12 protein-coding genes and 3 pseudogenes are annotated in these 17,032 nt (G+C 54.9%); 10 read left to right on the top strand and 5 right to left on the bottom strand.

The features are described from left to right. Positions 1–286: 286 nt before the first annotated feature. Together IQK56_RS18645 and IQK56_RS18640 are read left to right on the top strand one after the other, a co-directional pair. Positions 287–1,138 carry a GNAT family N-acetyltransferase gene (locus tag IQK56_RS18645; RefSeq protein ID WP_122306471.1) on the top strand — a complete coding sequence of 284 codons (852 nt, stop codon included), beginning with the start codon at positions 287–289 and terminating at the stop codon, positions 1,136–1,138. Between the two features lie 21 nt (positions 1,139–1,159). Beyond that, entirely contained in the window at positions 1,160–1,873 is a 714-nt protein-coding gene (locus IQK56_RS18640; protein ID WP_193863447.1) for a cupin domain-containing protein, read from the top strand. A 250-nt stretch (positions 1,874–2,123) separates the two neighbouring features. On the opposite strand, the gene gmtX is transcribed toward IQK56_RS18640, so the two are convergent. Then, the gene (gene gmtX / locus IQK56_RS18635; RefSeq protein WP_341869530.1) at positions 2,124–2,528 is read right to left on the bottom strand and encodes a gamma-mobile-trio protein GmtX; all 405 of its coding nucleotides are present in this window, start codon (positions 2,526–2,528) and stop codon (positions 2,124–2,126) included. Positions 2,529–3,139: 611 nt separating this feature from the next. Between gmtX and drt3a the strand changes: the two genes are divergently transcribed. Further along, positions 3,140–4,402 (top strand): antiviral reverse transcriptase Drt3a, encoded by a 1,263-nt coding sequence (gene drt3a / locus IQK56_RS18630; protein ID WP_193863445.1) that lies wholly within the window; start codon positions 3,140–3,142, stop codon positions 4,400–4,402. Further along, on the top strand, positions 4,402–6,381 hold the full coding sequence (gene drt3b, locus IQK56_RS18625; protein ID WP_193863443.1) for an antiviral reverse transcriptase Drt3b: 1,980 nt from the start codon (positions 4,402–4,404) through the stop codon (positions 6,379–6,381). Before drt3a ends, drt3b begins: the two co-directional genes overlap by 1 nt. 350 nt (positions 6,382–6,731) lie before the next feature. Here drt3b and IQK56_RS18620 read toward each other — a convergent pair. From IQK56_RS18620 to IQK56_RS18610, 3 genes and pseudogenes are all read right to left on the bottom strand, one after another. Next, a pseudogene (locus tag IQK56_RS18620) lies at positions 6,732–6,842 on the bottom strand (IS3 family transposase); the annotation flags it as partial. A 326-nt stretch (positions 6,843–7,168) separates the two neighbouring features. Continuing rightward, positions 7,169–9,142 carry a patatin-like phospholipase family protein gene (locus IQK56_RS18615; protein WP_193863441.1) on the bottom strand — a complete coding sequence of 658 codons (1,974 nt, stop codon included), beginning with the start codon at positions 9,140–9,142 and terminating at the stop codon, positions 7,169–7,171. Positions 9,143–9,549: 407 nt separating this feature from the next. After that, positions 9,550–10,434: a LysR family transcriptional regulator gene (locus IQK56_RS18610; RefSeq protein ID WP_193863439.1), complete on the bottom strand. Its 885-nt coding sequence runs from the start codon at positions 10,432–10,434 to the stop codon at positions 9,550–9,552. A 94-nt stretch (positions 10,435–10,528) separates the two neighbouring features. Between IQK56_RS18610 and IQK56_RS18605 the strand changes: the two genes are divergently transcribed. The 6 genes and pseudogenes from IQK56_RS18605 to IQK56_RS18580 all read left to right on the top strand — a co-directional run bounded on the left by IQK56_RS18605 (position 10,529) and on the right by IQK56_RS18580 (position 16,515). Next, positions 10,529–11,665 (top strand): DSD1 family PLP-dependent enzyme, encoded by a 1,137-nt coding sequence (locus IQK56_RS18605; protein ID WP_193863437.1) that lies wholly within the window; start codon positions 10,529–10,531, stop codon positions 11,663–11,665. Next, complete coding sequence (locus tag IQK56_RS18600) at positions 11,655–12,062, top strand: RidA family protein (RefSeq protein ID WP_193863435.1); 408 nt, start codon at positions 11,655–11,657, stop codon at positions 12,060–12,062. The genes IQK56_RS18605 and IQK56_RS18600 overlap by 11 nt, the downstream gene beginning before the upstream one ends. Continuing rightward, positions 12,059–13,230, top strand: a pseudogene (locus IQK56_RS18595) (NAD(P)/FAD-dependent oxidoreductase). The gene IQK56_RS18600 and the pseudogene IQK56_RS18595 overlap by 4 nt, the downstream one beginning before the upstream one ends. Positions 13,231–13,475: 245 nt before the next feature. Next, positions 13,476–14,939, top strand: a complete 1,464-nt coding sequence (locus IQK56_RS18590; RefSeq protein WP_193863433.1) for an aldehyde dehydrogenase family protein — start codon at positions 13,476–13,478, stop codon at positions 14,937–14,939. Positions 14,940–15,097: 158 nt separating this feature from the next. Continuing rightward, positions 15,098–16,012, top strand: coding sequence for an Ssp4 family T6SS effector (ssp4, locus tag IQK56_RS18585; protein ID WP_193863431.1), 915 nt, complete (start codon positions 15,098–15,100; stop codon positions 16,010–16,012). Then, the gene (locus tag IQK56_RS18580; RefSeq protein WP_193863430.1) at positions 16,009–16,515 is read left to right on the top strand and encodes a hypothetical protein; all 507 of its coding nucleotides are present in this window, start codon (positions 16,009–16,011) and stop codon (positions 16,513–16,515) included. The genes ssp4 and IQK56_RS18580 overlap by 4 nt, the downstream gene beginning before the upstream one ends. 58 nt (positions 16,516–16,573) lie before the next feature. On the opposite strand, the pseudogene IQK56_RS18575 reads toward IQK56_RS18580, so the two are convergent. Continuing rightward, a pseudogene (locus IQK56_RS18575) lies at positions 16,574–16,795 on the bottom strand (LLM class flavin-dependent oxidoreductase); the annotation flags it as partial. Between the last annotated feature and the right edge of the window lie 237 nt (positions 16,796–17,032).

Raw genomic sequence — 17,032 nt, 5'->3', positions numbered from 1 at the left:
CCGAGTGGTGGGGCGAAGGCCTTTTGCTTACTTTTGGGCCTTTCCAAAAGTGAGTCGCTGTAAGAGCGAAACCATAGGCGGCCGTTACCTAAATAAAGGATATGTACACCATCACCCCCCATGGCATTTACTACCGCCACCCCACAAGAATTAAGTACGACCTGTGGCCCACCCCCTCCCCGCCCAAGGAATCTACCGAATATCTCCAGCCCCCTTGCCAGCCTCCAACCCAGGTGGGATACAAGCAACCTCACACCGCACACACACTGCTCTATGGAGGCTCGCCATGTCCGCCCTGCCACACCCCGCTTATGTCTACCGCCCGATGACCGTGGCCGACCTGCCAGCCGCCCACGCCCTGTCGGTGCAACTCAAATGGCCCCACCGCCTGGAAGACTGGGCGATGTTGCAACGGGTCAGCGACGGCTTCGTGGTCCTGGACGGCGAGCGGCTGATCGGCAGCGCGTTCACCTGCCCCCAGGGCGATTACGCCACCATCGGCCTGGTGATCGTCAGCAATGACTACCAGGGCCAGGGCATCGGTCGCCGGTTGATGGAACAGGCCATTGCCGCTTGCGGGGCACGCACGCCGGTTCTGAATGCGACCCTCGCGGGTGCGCCGCTGTATGCCAGCCAAGGCTTTGTCGAGTTCGGTCACGTGCAACAACACCAGGGCCAAGCCCAGGTGCCCGAGCGACCAACGCTGGCCGAGGGCGAAAGCTGCCGTGCTCTGAATGCTGATGACCACACTGCCCTGCTCGCGCTCGCGAAGGCCGCCAGCGGGCTGGACCGGCGCGAGGTGCTGCGCGACCTGCAGGTAGAAAATGCCGTGGGTATCGAGCGCGACGGTCAGTTGCGCGGCTTCGCCCTGCTGCGACCGTTTGGGCGCGGACGCTGCATCGGTCCTGTGGTCGCCGAAACCATCGATCAGGCCAAGCACCTGATCGCCACCTTGCTGGCCCAGGTACCGGACGCCTTTGTACGCATCGACATTCCCGTCGCCTGTGGCCTCAGCGATTGGCTCGAACAGGCGGGCCTGAAGAACATCGACACCGTCGCGCAGATGGCCAAAGGCACGCCGCCTCAGGCCAGCCAAGGCGTATACCCCTTTGCCCTGATCACCCAGGCCATCGGCTGACTTTCCTCCCGGAGCACTCCCATGTCATCTCCCCAGATCCTGCTGTTGGCGCGTGCCGACGGCAGCCGCGTTGCCACGTCCTTCACCACGGGTGCCTTGAGCGCGCCGGACCCGTTCGGCGACACCCGCCAGCTCGCCTGGCGAGGCGACGATGGCGTGTCCGCAGGCGTGGTGCCATTTGGCGGCGAAGCCGTGATCGAGGATTTCCCTCACAGCGAAACCCTGGTGGTGCACGCCGGGCATGTGGTGCTCAGCAGCGCTGACCAGACACTGGCACTGGACGTCGGCGCCAGCGCGGTGATCGGCCGTGGAACACGCCTGACCGTGCAGGCGAGCGCCGGCAGCGTCTGGGCGTTCTGCGCGGTCGATCAGGCCGATGCTCCCGCCTGTCCGGGCCTGACCCCGCTCGACCGGCACACCCTGCTCAACCCGTCCGCAGCACCGGAACCGCAGATCCTGATCGGCCCTACGCCTCAGTGCCGCGCCCTCAATCTGTTCGACGATGCGGTGACCGGGTTGCGCATCGGTATTTGGGACTCGACCCCCTACTCCCGCCATGGCCGCCCGCACAAACTGCATGAATTGATGCACCTGCTCAAAGGCAGCGTCACCCTGCTGGACAACGAGGGTGGCGAGGTCACGGTCAATACCGGCGACAGCGTATTCGTGGCCAAGGGTGCGCCGTGTGCCTGGACCAGCACGGTGTATGTGCGCAAGGTCTACGCCGTTCAATAAGGCCCCTGAGGAGTTATACCCTAACGTGCATAGTTCGTGAGTTAGTGATCACAACGTCTAACTGGCGCAGGCTTTTGAGTATTAAAGCCTTGTGATGTATAAATACATCGTATTACATCGTAGCTAAGCGCCGGCACAACGGCGGCGCTTTTCTCATTAACTCGATTCGTTCATGGCATAAGCTGCAAGCTGTGCAACCCTCCCCATTTATTGCACGGTCCTCTTGCCCCTCCCTGCCAAGGTTATGGGGTCAGTCTCCCAGTACCTTACGAATTGCACGGGCAAAGCCCACCTCGAACACAGTTCGACCGCGCTCGTTGACGATCTCGCCGTGGCTGCCTTCCTGCATGCCACGGTCTTCTAGGTAGCTCGGTGAGATTGCCCTCTGTAAGGCTTCGCGTTCAGAAGGAGTGAGTTGTGCGGATATGGCGAGCACAGCCGTCGGCTGCATTCCAGGCGCCGCCGCAATATTTGCACCCTGAGGACGACGGTCTACGGTCACACATGTGTTGGACTTAAGAACGTTGAGTTGCGCCTTAAGCTTGTCACGCTCGGTGATGACAGCCTGCATGATAGAGCGGATGGCTGGGTCTTCGATGCGCATCAGGTATTCGTGACTTGCTAGCGACTTCGGCTGCTTGGGTGCGGGGGTGATCCCTGAACTGGTTTAGACGGCGATACACCGCTAAGGCCCTAACCGAACTGTCCCATAAGTAATCGGCGAGACAGATAAAAAATTGAGGTGGGTTGGCGAACAGATAAGCACAGTGCGGCTGCGCCGCACCCAACACCGCAATCACACTAGCTAGCGACGTTTCGGTGCCTGCGCGCATCCATCGGCCCTGTGGTGCCAGATGAAGTGGATGCCTTCAATTATTCCTTGCGATGTATCAGTACGGAGCCAATGCGCAAGGCGATGGGGCACAGGATTTACTCAAGCTGATCGCCAGGAAACGTGTTGGAAACGGGTCTGGGCGCATTGAACCCCGTGCCATAAAACGAAAGCTTAAGCCTTACCCGACGCTGATGCAGACACGTTCGGCGACAAGGGCGGAGGTTAGGAAAAATAGGCCCCCGAAGAAGGTTAAGTAAGTGGTTTGTAAACGTCCTTTGCAAATGAGCGTAGGTTAGGATGAGTCTGTGCGTCTGATTAGGCAAGCTCAGACTGGCTGAACGGTGTGCGGCTCTTGAACACTGTGATATTGTTCTGACATAAAGAGAGCCACACATGTGACTTTATTGCGAGTCGTTGTCAAAGGATGACAAATGATTGAAATCCCCTATACACAAAAGAATCTTTTCAACTGTATCGGCTATAAAGATAAGCTTTCCGATAAGTCTTTGTTTAATTCGGACGTGTGCAGGCAGAAAGCAACAGCCGCACTTGTAAAAATCCCAAAGAAAAATGCATTTCAAAATGCGCTTCGACCTATTAGTGTCGCAGGAAAGCAAGGATACGTTTTTACAAACTTACAATCCGAGCTAATATCGCGATTGGTTGCTAACAATATAAAAATCAACTACAAAATAAAGCAAGCCAATCGCCAAACAGTAATTGGAAATGCTATATCGCTATTGAAAGAAGGTGGGGCATACCACGTATATCGTTTTGATATTAAAAGTTTTTATGAAAACATTGATAGAAAATTAATTTTAACTAAATTAATGCTTGATGCAAAATGTTCGTGGCAAACACTAACATTGCTCTCAGAGTTATTTGACGTGTTGGGTGCGCTAGGAATTGATGGCTTGCCCAGAGGGTTGGGCATTAGTTCTGCTCTATCTGAATTGGCGCTGCATAGTTTTGATTCAAAGATCAGGCATATGCCGGAAGTTTTTTACTATGGTCGATTTGTAGATGATATTCTAATAATTACATCAGGCCAAACTTCAAGAAAGAATTTCGAGGATGAGTTAGATGCGGTTTTGTTTGAAGGACTTGAGTTTCATGAGGGTAACAAACGCACTTATATAGCCGTGCCAAAGTCAAAAGATGACGCTAGCTTAGAATCCTTTAACAGTTTTGAGTTTTTGGGATATGAATTCAAGGTCTTCAATCGCAACAGCTCAGTTAATCAGTCCAAGTATAAGCAAAGAAAAGTTCTGATTGATATTTCCTCATCGAAAGTCGAAAAAATTAAAGCGCGACTCATATCTTCATTTTGCAGCTATATTTCTGGAGCGCAAGGCTATACCGAATATCGATTATTAAAGTACCGAATTAAAGCATTGGCTGGAAATTATCATATTACTGATCCGATATCAGGCATAAACATAAAGACAGGGATATATTATAATTATATACATAAAAACAATAATCACCGATGTGCATTAAGAACGCTTGATGGTTTTTTGCATGGATTGCTTTTCTCAACGTCCCATCCTCTGTCTTTTCGTATAATTCAGTGTTTAACTCTTTCTCAGCGAAGAGAGTTGGCAGGTTATAGCTTTTCTTCAGGTTTTAAAAAAGCGCGGTTTCATTCGTTTACCTACCAAATCCTGAAATCAGTAAAGGAGTGCTGGATATAATGATAGGTAATATGCGCCGCGTTCATAAAGAAGACTACAGTCGTATTCTTTTAACTGAGACTTGCCCTTATGAAGTCCCAGTTCTTTTTAGCAATCTGGGGTTCTATTGGCATATCAAAAAATACAGAGATGATAGAAGTGATATATCAAATGTGATTGAATACCTTTTCACGGGCCATGAGCATTCAGAATATTCTATACCTCTGATGTATAAAATACGAAAGGATGACGATTCGTTTCGTACGCTTGCGTTACTACATCCTGGTGCTCAGATGAAATTTGTTGATCTTTATCAGGTGTTTGATCAGCAAATATTGATGGAGTGTCGAAAAAGTTTGTTCAGTATCCGTTTTCCGGTAAAGATTGCCAGCAAGTATTATATAAAAAATCCAAAGCAAAATATTAGTAAATACCGTACTAAAAATATCGCAAATACTGGAGATGAATCAAGGCATAAGTTTTTGTCTTCATACTTTTCATATGGTGGCTATACGCGACTTTATAAGTTTTTTGACTCGCAAGAGTTTCTCAGGCTAGAACAGCGTTTTTCTTCGTTCTGGTCACTTGATATATCAAAGTGCTTCGATAGTATATACACTCACTCAATTACCTGGGCGTTGAAAACAAAGATCTATTCAAAACAGCACTCCAATGTTAAGAACTCTTTAGGTAGCGTTTTTGATAGGGTGATGCAGGCTTGCAACTATAACGAAACTGCTGGGATAGTCATTGGTCCAGAGACAAGTCGAATTTTTGCCGAATTGATATTTCAGGAGATTGATCAAGTTATAGAAAAACAGTTGTTTGATGAAGGGCTTGTTCATGGTGACTCTTATGTTATCAGGCGTTATGTAGATGATATTTTCATATTTACGACCAATGAATCTGATACGTTGAAAATTTCAAAAGTCGTTGCGGCGTGTTTTAAGGAATACAAGTTAAATCTTAACTCAAGCAAGACAGTCAAGGCTTCTAGGCCGTTTGTAACCCAAAAAACCAAGTCGCTAACACTTGTAAAGTCTACGTTGGCTCGATTGACTGATAGTCTGACAGGACGTGGCGACCAAGAGGGAAGTAGAACTTTTGTTCCTCGAAGAATTATTAATCGGAATAAGTTAAAAGTAAGCTTTCTTAATGACATAAAATCCGCATGCATAGGTGAGCACGGTGCATATGAACTGGCTTGCGGATATGTTATTTCGGCACTGTGCAATCTCCTAACTAAAGTAACTGAAGCAAATATTGGGCGAGTTTTTGATGACACTGAAAATAAGAGCAAGTACTCTGATTTTTTTCATATAGTTATTGAGCTAATGTTTCATTTCTATACTGTAAGTCCTAGCCATAAAGGCTCAGTAAGAATCTATACAGCGTCTACTTTAGCATGTTCATTTTTCGAAGCGCATATGGTCGAAGACGTAAACGCAATCAAAAGCTTAATCTATATACTAGGTTCTGAATTCTTTCAAAGCAGCGACTTTATAAAGCTTCAGCGAAATAAAGATTACACTTTGCTTGAGGCGTTGAACTTGTTAATTTCTTTAAAGAATCTGGGGGATGATTTTAGCCTGCCTAGAGAAACTCTTTCCTCAATAATAGACATGAAAAATGGACGTGATCTTTCCTATTTTGAAACGATAACGCTTCTATATTATATTGGCTCATCTAATCTATACCCACAAATAAAGAATCTGGTTATTAAGAGTATTAAGCGTAAGCTTTTAGACTTGAACGATATAAGGCAGGACGCTGAAAAAACATATTTGTTAATGGATGTCCTAACCTGCCCAAACATAGATAATCAGTTGAAAGACTCATTAATTGAAAAGCTTTTAAAGCAAGTCACACACAAAGTACCATCTCAGGCTGAGACAGTTGATGCGCGCTGTAAGATAAGCAAATTTCCATGGTTTGTTTCATGGAATGGCGCGGAGCTTTTGACTTTGCTTGAGAAAAAAGAGTTGCTGAAAAGTTATTGACGCTATAAGATCATTTTGCAAGGTGTACCGGTAAGCTTTATGGCAGTGGCACCAGGGCTGTCAGAATACTTTTTCGAAGTTTTATTGAGGGGCCTAGGAAGGTCCCTTAGGAAACCATGTTAAAGTCTCGCTTGCATTTTTTGGAGTGGCGGACGTTAAACGTTTGCACACACTATACTTATCGGGCACCTTGCACTAATCTTCTTATTTAAAGAGCAGTTTAGTTTTTTGTATCCTACCGTCAGTTGCGATTTTTGAGTTAAAATGGCACTGTACTGTGGCAATACCGATGCCTAATTCGCTGACACCCTGGGTCTGGATTAACCCCTGTTTGAATCGCACCGGGTTTTCTAGACACTCTTCAGGCTCGCAGCGTAACGCTTTTCAAACTCTACCGATGACAGATGATTGTTGAAACTGTGGCGTCGTTTTGGATTGTAAAACATCTCGATGTAATCGAATGAGTGCAGCGAAAAAATGGCTGGCCGCTCATCCTGAGACTGTGGATAGTTGGCTGGCTGGTGTGACTACCGTCGACGGTAAAGACGCGAAGTAGCAGTATTAGCAGACATCTCCAAGTAAATAAAAGCCGCTTCAGTGAAGCGGCTTTTATTATCGAAAATCCGCAGCTGGAGGCTCGCTGAGGGAGCCATATGTAGCCAGATGCCAGGCGTTTACTCATCGCAACGTGCCTTAACCGGACGCTTACGGAGCGTCATACATTGCGACCTTACGAAGTTGAGCGAGGTCGCCCCATCCCTCAGCTGTGTGGTGCCAGATGGGGCTCCTACTGCCTCTCCGTGTTAGCCGGAGGGCAAGGAACAGCCTGCCGCTCGGGAGCACCACACAGTAAGGCCTGTGAGCCGCCTGCTAACTTCTTGCTTGTTTTAAGACTCAAGCCACCACGTTCGTTATAGACGAACAATGACCCCGCCGATCGCCCCAGCTCGCGCCAGGCCCAAAATTGGGGAGTACTTGAGTTCCACACCGCTTCGGACGTCCCTATTTGCGGGAAAGCCCGATAAAGCTCTCCGCTAGCTTCGGTGTTTTTTTGGTGGGCATAATAAACCGTCAACATGCACGACACTGGGTTGGCCTCAGTTTCGCATTCAGTGTTATTGAGCGCCTGCTGAACAAGAGCTTGATTCCAAGCCAGCTTGATCAACCACACGTTCATTTCCGGAATTTTAGGTTTTCTACGAGCATTCGGGGGCAGGTTGCTAGGAAGAGGAGTAATTACGCCCTTCATCACTGGATTCAGCCAGGCACTTATATTGTATGCACGCTTTGCTTTCGTATCGGTATTTACTCGTTCCGCAGTGCGTTCTGCGCACAATATGGACAGGTCCTGCAATTCATCAAACTTTAGGTCATACCCTGCCTGATGCAGAAGTTCCTTATCCCAACACAGCCCCTCAAACCGGCCTTCGATGTCGGACTCGGCATCCACAAGGATGATGTCTTTGACCCCCCTCTTCACCAGGCTTATCAATCCCAGGTTGTCCGAGCCACCGCCATCGCTCAACCGATAAGAGACCGGAGCATCTCCAAGATTGGTATCCTCGACAGTCACGCCCCAGCGCAACGCAGGAAACACGGTGGTGGCACGTTCGGCACGACGCCATTGGCTTGTGCCTAGGCCCTGTGAATCAGCAGCCGCCGCCGAGGCTCTTACTGACGCCGGTAGCTCCTCGATAGCGTCTGGATGCTGAATAGCCAAGGAGCTCGACACTGTTGCCGCCCCGGCCGGGGGCTCGTGAATAGAAACGTATCCAGAGGCATCGGAGCCATAGCCGTACTGGGTCACCTCGAAAATAGCCCGTTCGTTTGGATCCGCCCGCTTCGGCAGTACGGTGGTGTTGACTATCCAAAGCGGGACACTTGGATCGGCATCACTCAGCTCCCGTAGCTTGTGCCAGGTGTGCTCACCAGGCGCTACGTATGCACCGTCCATTAAATGATCTTCACCATTCGCATACTTAAACGTGTCTCTTGCCTTATCACGAGCAATCGGTGTTAGGCCCCACGTCCGGGTAATGCCCTCCTCGTAACTCTGGCCAAAATATCCATTGGTCACAAACGGGAATCGGAGGACTTCCAAAAGCGACAGAGCTGTTATGGGGATTGCTTCTTTGTCGGGGCCTCTGCCATTTTTGCCACCGAAGACCATAGGTCGCTTGCGAAACAGATCGGTCGTTTGAGCGATATGCGCCTGCCAGCGGTATTTATCATGCTTGTCATCAGACCACTGCTGCCCTTCATCGTCACCGGTATCAGTGCAAGGAGCCATCTCTCCGAACTCAGAAAGTTGGTACCCCCCTTGCTCCATGAGCTTGAGATTGCGCGGGTCTTTATCGTACTTGACCCACCAATCGGGACGGCAGTCAGCGAAAGCTCTCTGATAGTCGACACCTTTCGGCATCTCCAGGCGTCGCGCGTAGAACCAATATGCGGCGTAGCCTCCGCCTGACACAGAGGAGATGACATCGACATAATCGAGAACCTTAGTATCATTGAGGCCGTTGAGCACGCCAAAAGCGAACATCCCTGCGCGCGTTCCTCCGCCCGAAAGAGCTAGACCGACCCTCGGGATGTTTCGAGAACGCTCATCGGAATAGTCCTTAGCGATACTCGCCTCGTCAGCATCGATCAGAGGCGTTCGTTTGCGGTCACCGCGAGGCTCCTCAAAGTCTGTTGGAGATGCGCATCCCGCGATGAGCAGTGGAAGCACAATGAAGCCGAGTAATTGGTTGCTCGCCATACAGACCACCTGCTATGTCGTTCCATTGAGGAGGAATATCAGTGTAGACAGGGATTCTCAGGTGATGGCGATTTGTTGCCACTCTGCGGATCGACACTCAGGATTGAAGCAAAGCTTCACCCTACCTTATCGATACGTCTTTGATTCCCGAAGCATCGTCCCTTTTAACGTCAAAATGATCATCGACCTAAAGCAGAACGGTTGACTCGGAGAGGGGGGTTAGACGACGAACCTCAGCGCTCTGATCATCCTCAACGCGCTGTTTGAATCGCGCCTACATGCCATGTTATATCATGGTATAGCTTTCATATTTGCGAACAAAAAAATACCCCTCGAAGAGGGGTATTTATGCGGTAACTGCCTAAAAAAGCCCTAACTATGTATTTCGCGTTGGGGGGAATAACGGATCAGGCCTTCAGCGCGTCCTCAAGAAACGCCACCAACGCCTGCAAGCGCGGACTGCGAAGTTTGCGCGACGGCACCAGCAGAAGGATCGGTGCGCTGTCAAAGCTCCAGTCCGCCAACACGCGCACCAGGCTGCCGCTGGCCACGGCATCACTGACGTCCCACTGCGAACGCAGCACCAACCCCAAGCCTTGCTCGGCCCAGCGCCGGGCAACGCTGCCATCGTTGCTCAACAACGCGGGCTCCACGCGCAGCGTCTTGCGGCCCTGGCCCTTGCGCAGGTGCCACAGCGTGACGTCTTCATCATTTTCCCGAATGCAGATACAGCGATGCGCCGCCAGTTCGTCGGGCGTGGACGGCACGCCGTGGGTTTGCAGGTAGTCGGGACTGGCGCACAACCAGCGCTCGTTTGGCGTGAGTGGCCGCGCCGTCCACAGGCTGTCATTGAGATGGCCGATGTGAATCACCGCATCGCTGTCATGCCGGTCGGGCCAGGGCGTCTCGCGCAGATCCAGGTGCAGCCGCAACTGCGGGTGCACTTTGGCAAACCGCGCCAACAGCGGTGCGATGCGCTGGCGGCCATAACCAAACGGCGCCGCCAACCTCAAGGTGCCCACCAGCCTATCGTCCGTTTGCCTGAACGACTCCGGCAACGCCTCCAACTGCTCCAGCAACAGCGCGCTTTCCCGCGAGAACCGCTCGCCATCCGCCGTCAAGCTCAGGCGCCGCGCATCGCGATTGGCCAGGGTAAGCCCCAGCAGCGTCTCCAACTTGCGCAGGCGCATGGAGAGCGCCGGTGGCGACACGTTCAGGGTTCTGGCGGCAGCGCTCAGCGATTCGGAGCGCGCAAGGGTGACGGCCAACCGTAAGTCTTCGATGGAAATCATTCAGTTTTACTTAATGATTGAATAGCCCCGATTGAACCATAGGTTAATGACAGCTGAGTAGAGTGCAAGGTGTCCTCCCCATTCGAGCTCAACCATGTCCACGCCGATCGCTTCCCTCGACACACCTGCCGCCCTTGTCGATATCCCGCGGATGCAGCGCAATATCCAGCGCATGCAACAACGCATGAACAGCCTGGGGGTACGTTTGCGCCCGCACATCAAAACCAGCAAGTGCCTGCCGGTGATCCGCGCACAGCTTGCCGCAGGCGCCAGCGGCGTCACGGTGTCCACCCTTAAGGAAGCCGAGCATTGTTTCGCCGCGGGCATCAGCGACGTGTTCTACGCCGTCGCCATCGCCCCGGGCAAACTCCCCCAGGCCCTGGCACTGCGGCGCAAAGGCTGCAACCTGAGCCTGCTCACCGACAGCGTCGCGGGGGCCCAGGCCATCGTGGCATTCGCACAGCAGCATGACGAATCCTTCGACACCTGGATCGAAATCGATTGCGACGGCCATCGCTCCGGCCTGGACGCGCAAGACCCGGCACTGCTCGACGTCGCCCGCATCCTCGACGGCGGCGGCCTGCCATTGCGCGGCGTGATGACCCACGCGGGCTCCAGTTACGATCTGGACAGCCCAGAACCCCTGCAAGCACTGGCCGAACAGGAACGTGCGCGCTGCGTAAGCGCCGCAGAGCAAATCCGCGCAGCAGGCCTGGCGTGCCCCGAGGTCAGCATCGGCTCGACCCCGACGGCCCTTTCGGCGCTGAACCTGGACGGCGTCACCGAGGTGCGTGCGGGCGTGTATGTGTTCTTCGACCTGGTCATGCGCAACATCGGTGTATGCCAGGCCGACGAGTTGGCGCTGAGCGTCCTCACCACCGTGATTGGCCATCAGCCGGATAAAGGCTGGATCATCACCGACGCCGGCTGGATGGCCATGAGCCGTGACCGTGGTACTCAGCGCCAGCGCCAGGACTTCGCATATGGCCAGGTGTGCAGCGAAGCGGGCGACTGGATCGACGGCGCGCTGGTCACCGGTGCCAATCAGGAGCACGGCATCATCACCCTGGGTGCTGCCAACGCTGACGCGCTGGTCACGCGGTTCCCCATCGGCAGCCGTCTGCGCATCCTGCCCAACCATGCCTGCGCCACCGGCGCGCAGTTCCCGGATTATCACGCGCTGGACGCCGATGGCACGGTGCACACCTGGAGTCGCCTGCATGGCTGGTAATCAGATCCTATCGATTCGCAGCACCCACGCAGCGCCGCCGGGCGGGCATTATTCCCAGGCGATAGCGCACGGCGGCGTGCTGTACGTGTCCGGGCAACTGCCGGTACGCGCCAATGGCGAGCACAGCGCCGGGCAACCGTTCGAAGTTCAGGCGGCGATTGCCCTGGACAACCTGGTGGCGATCCTTGCTGAAGCGGGCCTGAGCGCTGGTGACCTACTCAAAGTGACGGTGTACGTCGTGGGCATAGAGCACTGGCCCGCCTTTGATCGGATTTACGCTCGCTACCTGGGTGAACATAAACCGGCCCGGGCTGTGGTCCCCGTGCCGGTGCTGCACCATGGCTACCTGATCGAAATCGAAGCCGTGGCCCGTACCCTGCAGGAGCAGCCCTCATGAACCCGCAAAAAAGCGATGTGCTGATCATCGGCGGCGGCATCATGGGCGCATCGTCGGCGTTTTTCCTGCGCCGGCGTGGTTGCTCGGTCACGCTGCTGGAACGCGACCAGATCGGTCAGTACGCCAGCGGCGTGAACTTCGGCAATGTGCGTCGCCAGGGTCGCTACCTGGGTCAACTGGACCTGGCCAATCGTTCATGGGCGCTGTGGAAACGCCTGCCGGAGCTGATCGACGATGACCTCGAATTCATCCCCAGCGGGCACATGCGCGTGTGCTATCGCGAAGATGAAATCGCCGAACTGGAGGCTTACGCCGCCGCGCCGCAAGCCGCGCAACTGGACCTGAAAATCTATCGCGGCGCCGAGTTGCACCGGCGCTTTGGTTTCCTCGGCCCGGACGTAAAAGGCGGCTCCTATGCGCCCCATGACGGCCACGCCAACCCACGACTGGCCGCGCCGGCGTTTGCCCGCGCCGCCCAGCGCCTCGGGGCGCGGATCGAGGAAAAAACCGAAGTCGCCGACGTGGAAAAGGCCAATGGAATGTTCCACGTCACCACCTGCGACGGGCAATTGTATGTCGCAGAGCAACTGTTGATTACCGCTGGCGCCTGGGCCGCCCGCCTGTCCGAACGCTTCGGCGAGCCGGTGCCGCTGGAGCCCAACGGCCCACAGATGTCGGTCACTGAACCGGTGCCCTACGCCTTGCCCACCGTGATCGGCGTGTTCACCAAGATCAAGGAAGAGGTGATCTACTTTCGCCAGATTCCGCGCGGCAACATCATCATTGGCGGCGCGCCCGCTGCACGCCGGACATGATCAACCGACGCGCATTTTTCAAACCCGAGAGCCTGCTCAACCAGATGCGCCAGATGAAACGGCTGTTACCGGGCGCCGAAAGGCTGAACATCATTCGTGTATGGAGCGGCATCGAGAGCTACACCCCCGACTCCCTGCCGGTGATGGGTCCCAGCGGCAGCGTGGACGGGCTGTTTTACGCCTTCGGCTTTTGCGGCCACGGCTTCCAGCTGGGTCCGGGCGTCGGCGATGTGATGGCCGAGCTGATCAGCACGGGCAGCACCAGCACCTTGATCAGCCCCTTTGATATACGGCGGTTTACCCAACCTTCAACGGTGCCCGCAAGCGCCCCCACCACCGGAACGCTGATATGAGCCACGCCTACGTTTATCTCCCGGTCACCTGCGCCGACATGCCCGCCGCATCCGGGCGGCATCAGCCAATTTGCACGGGTCACGCAAGCAATCGGTCAGGTCGCACAGCCTGCCCGCCAGATTCAGCAGATTATCCCTTGCAGCGTTGAATAACGGCATCTTCGGGCAGGTGCCTTTTGTTAGCTTATCCAGACACAGGGCCGTGCTGTTCGCAGTGCCTATTACCGCTCCAGGGAGCCAGTTGGATGACCACACACCCTTCGAACAGCTACAGCATTGACCCGCACACGTCCCGGCAGTTTTACATCGACGGGCGCTGGGTTCCCCCTGCCATTGCGGCCAGCCTGCCGGTGGTCAACCCGGCCACCGAGGAAGTGGTTGCCCATGTCGCACGCGGGTCTGCCGAAGATGTCGACCGGGCCGTCGCCGCCGCACGCGCTGCGTTTGCCGGTTGGTCCGCGACCGCGCCTGAAACAAGGGCGCAGGTGCTGGGGAACATCCACGCGCTGATCCTTGAACGCCAGGAGCAACTGGCCCAGGCGCTGTCCCTGGAAATGGGCGCGGCCATCGGTTTTGCTCGGGCGATGCAGGTGCCGCTGGCGGCCGAGCACGTGCGGGTCGCCCGTGACCTGCTGTCCAGCTACCGCTTCCAGACGGTTGAAGGTGGCACCGCCATCGAGCGCGAACCCATCGGCGTGTGCGGCCTGATCACACCGTGGAACTGGCCGCTGTACCAGATCACCGCAAAAGTCGCCCCGGCCCTCGCCGCCGGCTGCACCGTGGTGTTGAAACCCAGCGAACTGTCGCCCCTGAGCGCCCTGCTGTTTGCGCAACTGGTGCATGACGCGGGCCTGCCGCCTGGGGTGTTCAACCTGGTCAACGGCAGTGGTGCCGAAGTGGGCGCCGCCATGGCTGCCCATGCGGATATCGACATGATTTCAATCACCGGCTCCAACCGCGCCGGTGCGCTGGTGGCCCAGGCGGCCGCGCCTACGGTCAAGCGCGTCACCCAGGAGCTGGGCGGCAAGTCCCCGAACGTGCTGCTGCCCGACGCCGACTTCGCCAAGGCCGTGCCGCTGGGGGTGCTGTCGGCGTTTCGCAACGTCGGCCAATCGTGCAGCGCGCCGACCCGCATGATCGTGCCAAGAAACCGCCTGGCCGAAGTCGAAGCCCTGGCGGCAGCCACCGCCAATGCACTGATCGTGGGCGACCCGAATTCGCAAGACACGCAACTGGGCCCGATTGCCAACGAAGCCCAGTTCCATCGCGTGCAAACCATGATCCACGCCGGCCTCGACGAGGGCGCCAAACTGGTGTGCGGCGGGCCAGGACGGGTGGCGGGGTTCGACAAGGGTTTCTACACCCGGCCGACGATTTTTTCCGAAGTGGACAGCGCCATGCGCATCGCCCAGGAAGAAATATTCGGCCCGGTGCTGTGCATCATTGCCTATGAAACGCTGGATGAAGCCGTCGCCATCGCCAACGACACGGTCTACGGGCTGGGCGCCCACGTCCAGGCCCAGGACCTGACGCAGGCGCGTGCAGTGGCATCGCGCATTCGCGCCGGGCAAGTGCACCTGAACTACCCCGCGTGGAACCCGATGGCGCCGTTTGGTGGCTACAAGCGCTCGGGCAATGGTCGGGAATACGGCGTCCATGGGTTTGAGGAATACCTGGAAACCAAGGCCATTGTCGGGTTTGGTGAGTAAACCAGCGAGGGGAGCGTCGCAACGGCGCTCCCTTTAACTGGCGGCAAGCCTTCAGACCGGTTCGAGAAGTGGCCGTCTAGAAAAGACGAAACGTCCGACATTAATTGTCTCAACGACATCATTACCCTCTCGACTCCCGCACACTCCGGAGTTAAGGAATGACCGTCGCCCTGTTCAAGGATGGATTCCCGTCAGCCCACCGCACCACACGCCAACGCATTGAAAGCAGCATCGACCTGCGGCGGCTGTTCTTCGCCATAGACGCCGACCCGGCGTTGATCGGCGCGGGGGTGGTGTATATCGACGGGGATTTCAACGTGGTGGTACTGCGTGAGTTCCAGGCGATTTGCAGGGTGCAGCCGATCAAGGTGGTGCTGCGGGAAGCGCCGAGGTACGTGGGGCCGGTGGAGTTCAAGCGGATGTTGGAGCATGAGCCTCGGGAGTCGAGGTTGGCGGCGGAAGCTATCAATACGGCAATTGCGTGCACCGGAGTAGTGTTGAGTTGGATGGTCATTGCGAGTGGGGCTGCGCTGATGCCTTTTACAGCTGGTGCTAGCTCGATAATTTCGTTTATCGGTAAAGCTGCTGCCGTTGCAAGTACAGTTCAATGCATCGGTGGCGCTCTACGGACAGCATCAGAGTTAGCCTTTCCGGAGGTTAATGACTACTTGGATAACGAGACGTGGTATGAGGCCGCAACAGCGGTGTTGGACGGGATTGCTTTGATGGGCGTTGCCAGCTCGGCATTAGTCAGCGTGAAAGTCGTCACAACGACCACAAAAGCAACCGGAAAAACAGCAAGGCAAGTGCTTAGAGGCCTGACACGGCAAGAGCGGGCAAAATTGAACAATGAGCTGCTTAAAATCCGAGATCCAAGACTGACGACCAAGTTGCTCAAGCTGGAAAAAGCCTCTGGCAATGTGGCCAAACGTATCAGCGCTATTCAAATGCAGCGTGCAACTGCCGCGCACAAAATGGATATAGCTGCGGCCTTGCTCGGCTTTACCAGCAGTACAGTATCTGGAAACGTAAGAACTCTGGCGTTGGGCATCTACGAGGAAATTAACCAGTGAGCCAACAACGGAAGATAAAAGACCAATATTACTCATCACTCTTTATTGAGGATCCTTGGCAACTCCTCAAACGGTTCATGCCCGTGATTGGAGGTGATGCATTGGCAGGGTGTTTCTCGATAGCGTTGACAATGATCTTGGCGATGCTTACGTATTTGCCTACTCACCCCGTAGATTTTGTCGCCAAGACATGCTTTTTCAGCGCCGCGGGCTTGGGCGCAGTATTCGCCCTGGCCAAATACGAAGTGCTCTACGGCCGAATCCATTGGGTATGGATAAACGTCGCAATTTACCTCCTCTGCCTGCTGATATCCCTACCCGCCATCCTGTGGCGCCCCAACACCTATCTCTACGCACTGGTCCTACTCGGCCCACTTGTCGGCCTGCTGATCCTCAACAGCAACCGCTGCCGCGAACTGCGGCAAAAGTCGGTAGAGCTACGCCACAAACGCGAAGCCATCATCGCGACCCTGAAACAACAGGGCCGCTGGAAATGGTGGTAATCCTCAGGCCGCCACACTCCGTGCCGCCGTATGCCGATTCACCGGCACCGGCAGCCCCAGGTGCCCGCGCGATATTCAACGGGCCGGTCACCGAGAAAAATTCACCGTGGTGGTCAAGGCGATGCTGGCGTTGCGGGTCGAGAAATACGTCGCTGGCCTTGTCACGCACGAACGCGTCGTCTTCATAGGAGTCCCACAGCCCCTGCACCACGTCCAGATGCTCGGCGGCGCGGCGATAGCGCTCGGTGTGGTCGATATGCTGCTCACGGCCAAAGTTGCCGGGGTGCTGTGGACATAGGGATCTCTCCATCATGAATATGAGGACTGACAGGCAAAAAATGGATCAACCTGTGGGAGGGGGCTTGCCCCCGATAGCCATGGGTATCGACACAACTCTTAAAGGCTGGCACATAACCCTGTGGTGAGCGGGCTTGTCCCGCGCTGGGCTGCGCAGCGGCCCCAAAACGTTCACCTCGATTGATTCTGGCACTCTGCGGTGACCTTATTGGGGCTGCTG

The sequence above is a fragment of the Pseudomonas cyclaminis genome, from assembly GCF_015163715.1.
Lineage (GTDB): Bacteria > Pseudomonadota > Gammaproteobacteria > Pseudomonadales > Pseudomonadaceae > Aquipseudomonas > Aquipseudomonas cyclaminis.
Note: the sequence above shows the minus strand (reverse complement) of the source record. Positions and strands in the feature narration are given on the sequence as shown.

Excerpts from the sequence above, each read along its gene's own strand:
- IQK56_RS18645 (WP_122306471.1), top strand. The coding sequence starts at position 287 with ATGTCCGCCCTGCCACACCCCGCTTATGTCTACCGCCCGATGACCGTG.
- IQK56_RS18640 (WP_193863447.1), top strand. The coding sequence starts at position 1,160 with ATGTCATCTCCCCAGATCCTGCTGTTGGCGCGTGCCGACGGCAGCCGC.
- drt3a (WP_193863445.1), top strand. The coding sequence starts at position 3,140 with ATGATTGAAATCCCCTATACACAAAAGAATCTTTTCAACTGTATCGGC.
- drt3b (WP_193863443.1), top strand. The coding sequence starts at position 4,402 with ATGATAGGTAATATGCGCCGCGTTCATAAAGAAGACTACAGTCGTATT.
- IQK56_RS18615 (WP_193863441.1), bottom strand. The coding sequence starts at position 9,142 with ATGGCGAGCAACCAATTACTCGGCTTCATTGTGCTTCCACTGCTCATC.
- IQK56_RS18610 (WP_193863439.1), bottom strand. The coding sequence starts at position 10,434 with ATGATTTCCATCGAAGACTTACGGTTGGCCGTCACCCTTGCGCGCTCC.
- IQK56_RS18605 (WP_193863437.1), top strand. The coding sequence starts at position 10,529 with ATGTCCACGCCGATCGCTTCCCTCGACACACCTGCCGCCCTTGTCGAT.
- IQK56_RS18600 (WP_193863435.1), top strand. The coding sequence starts at position 11,655 with ATGGCTGGTAATCAGATCCTATCGATTCGCAGCACCCACGCAGCGCCG.
- IQK56_RS18590 (WP_193863433.1), top strand. The coding sequence starts at position 13,476 with ATGACCACACACCCTTCGAACAGCTACAGCATTGACCCGCACACGTCC.
- ssp4 (WP_193863431.1), top strand. The coding sequence starts at position 15,098 with ATGACCGTCGCCCTGTTCAAGGATGGATTCCCGTCAGCCCACCGCACC.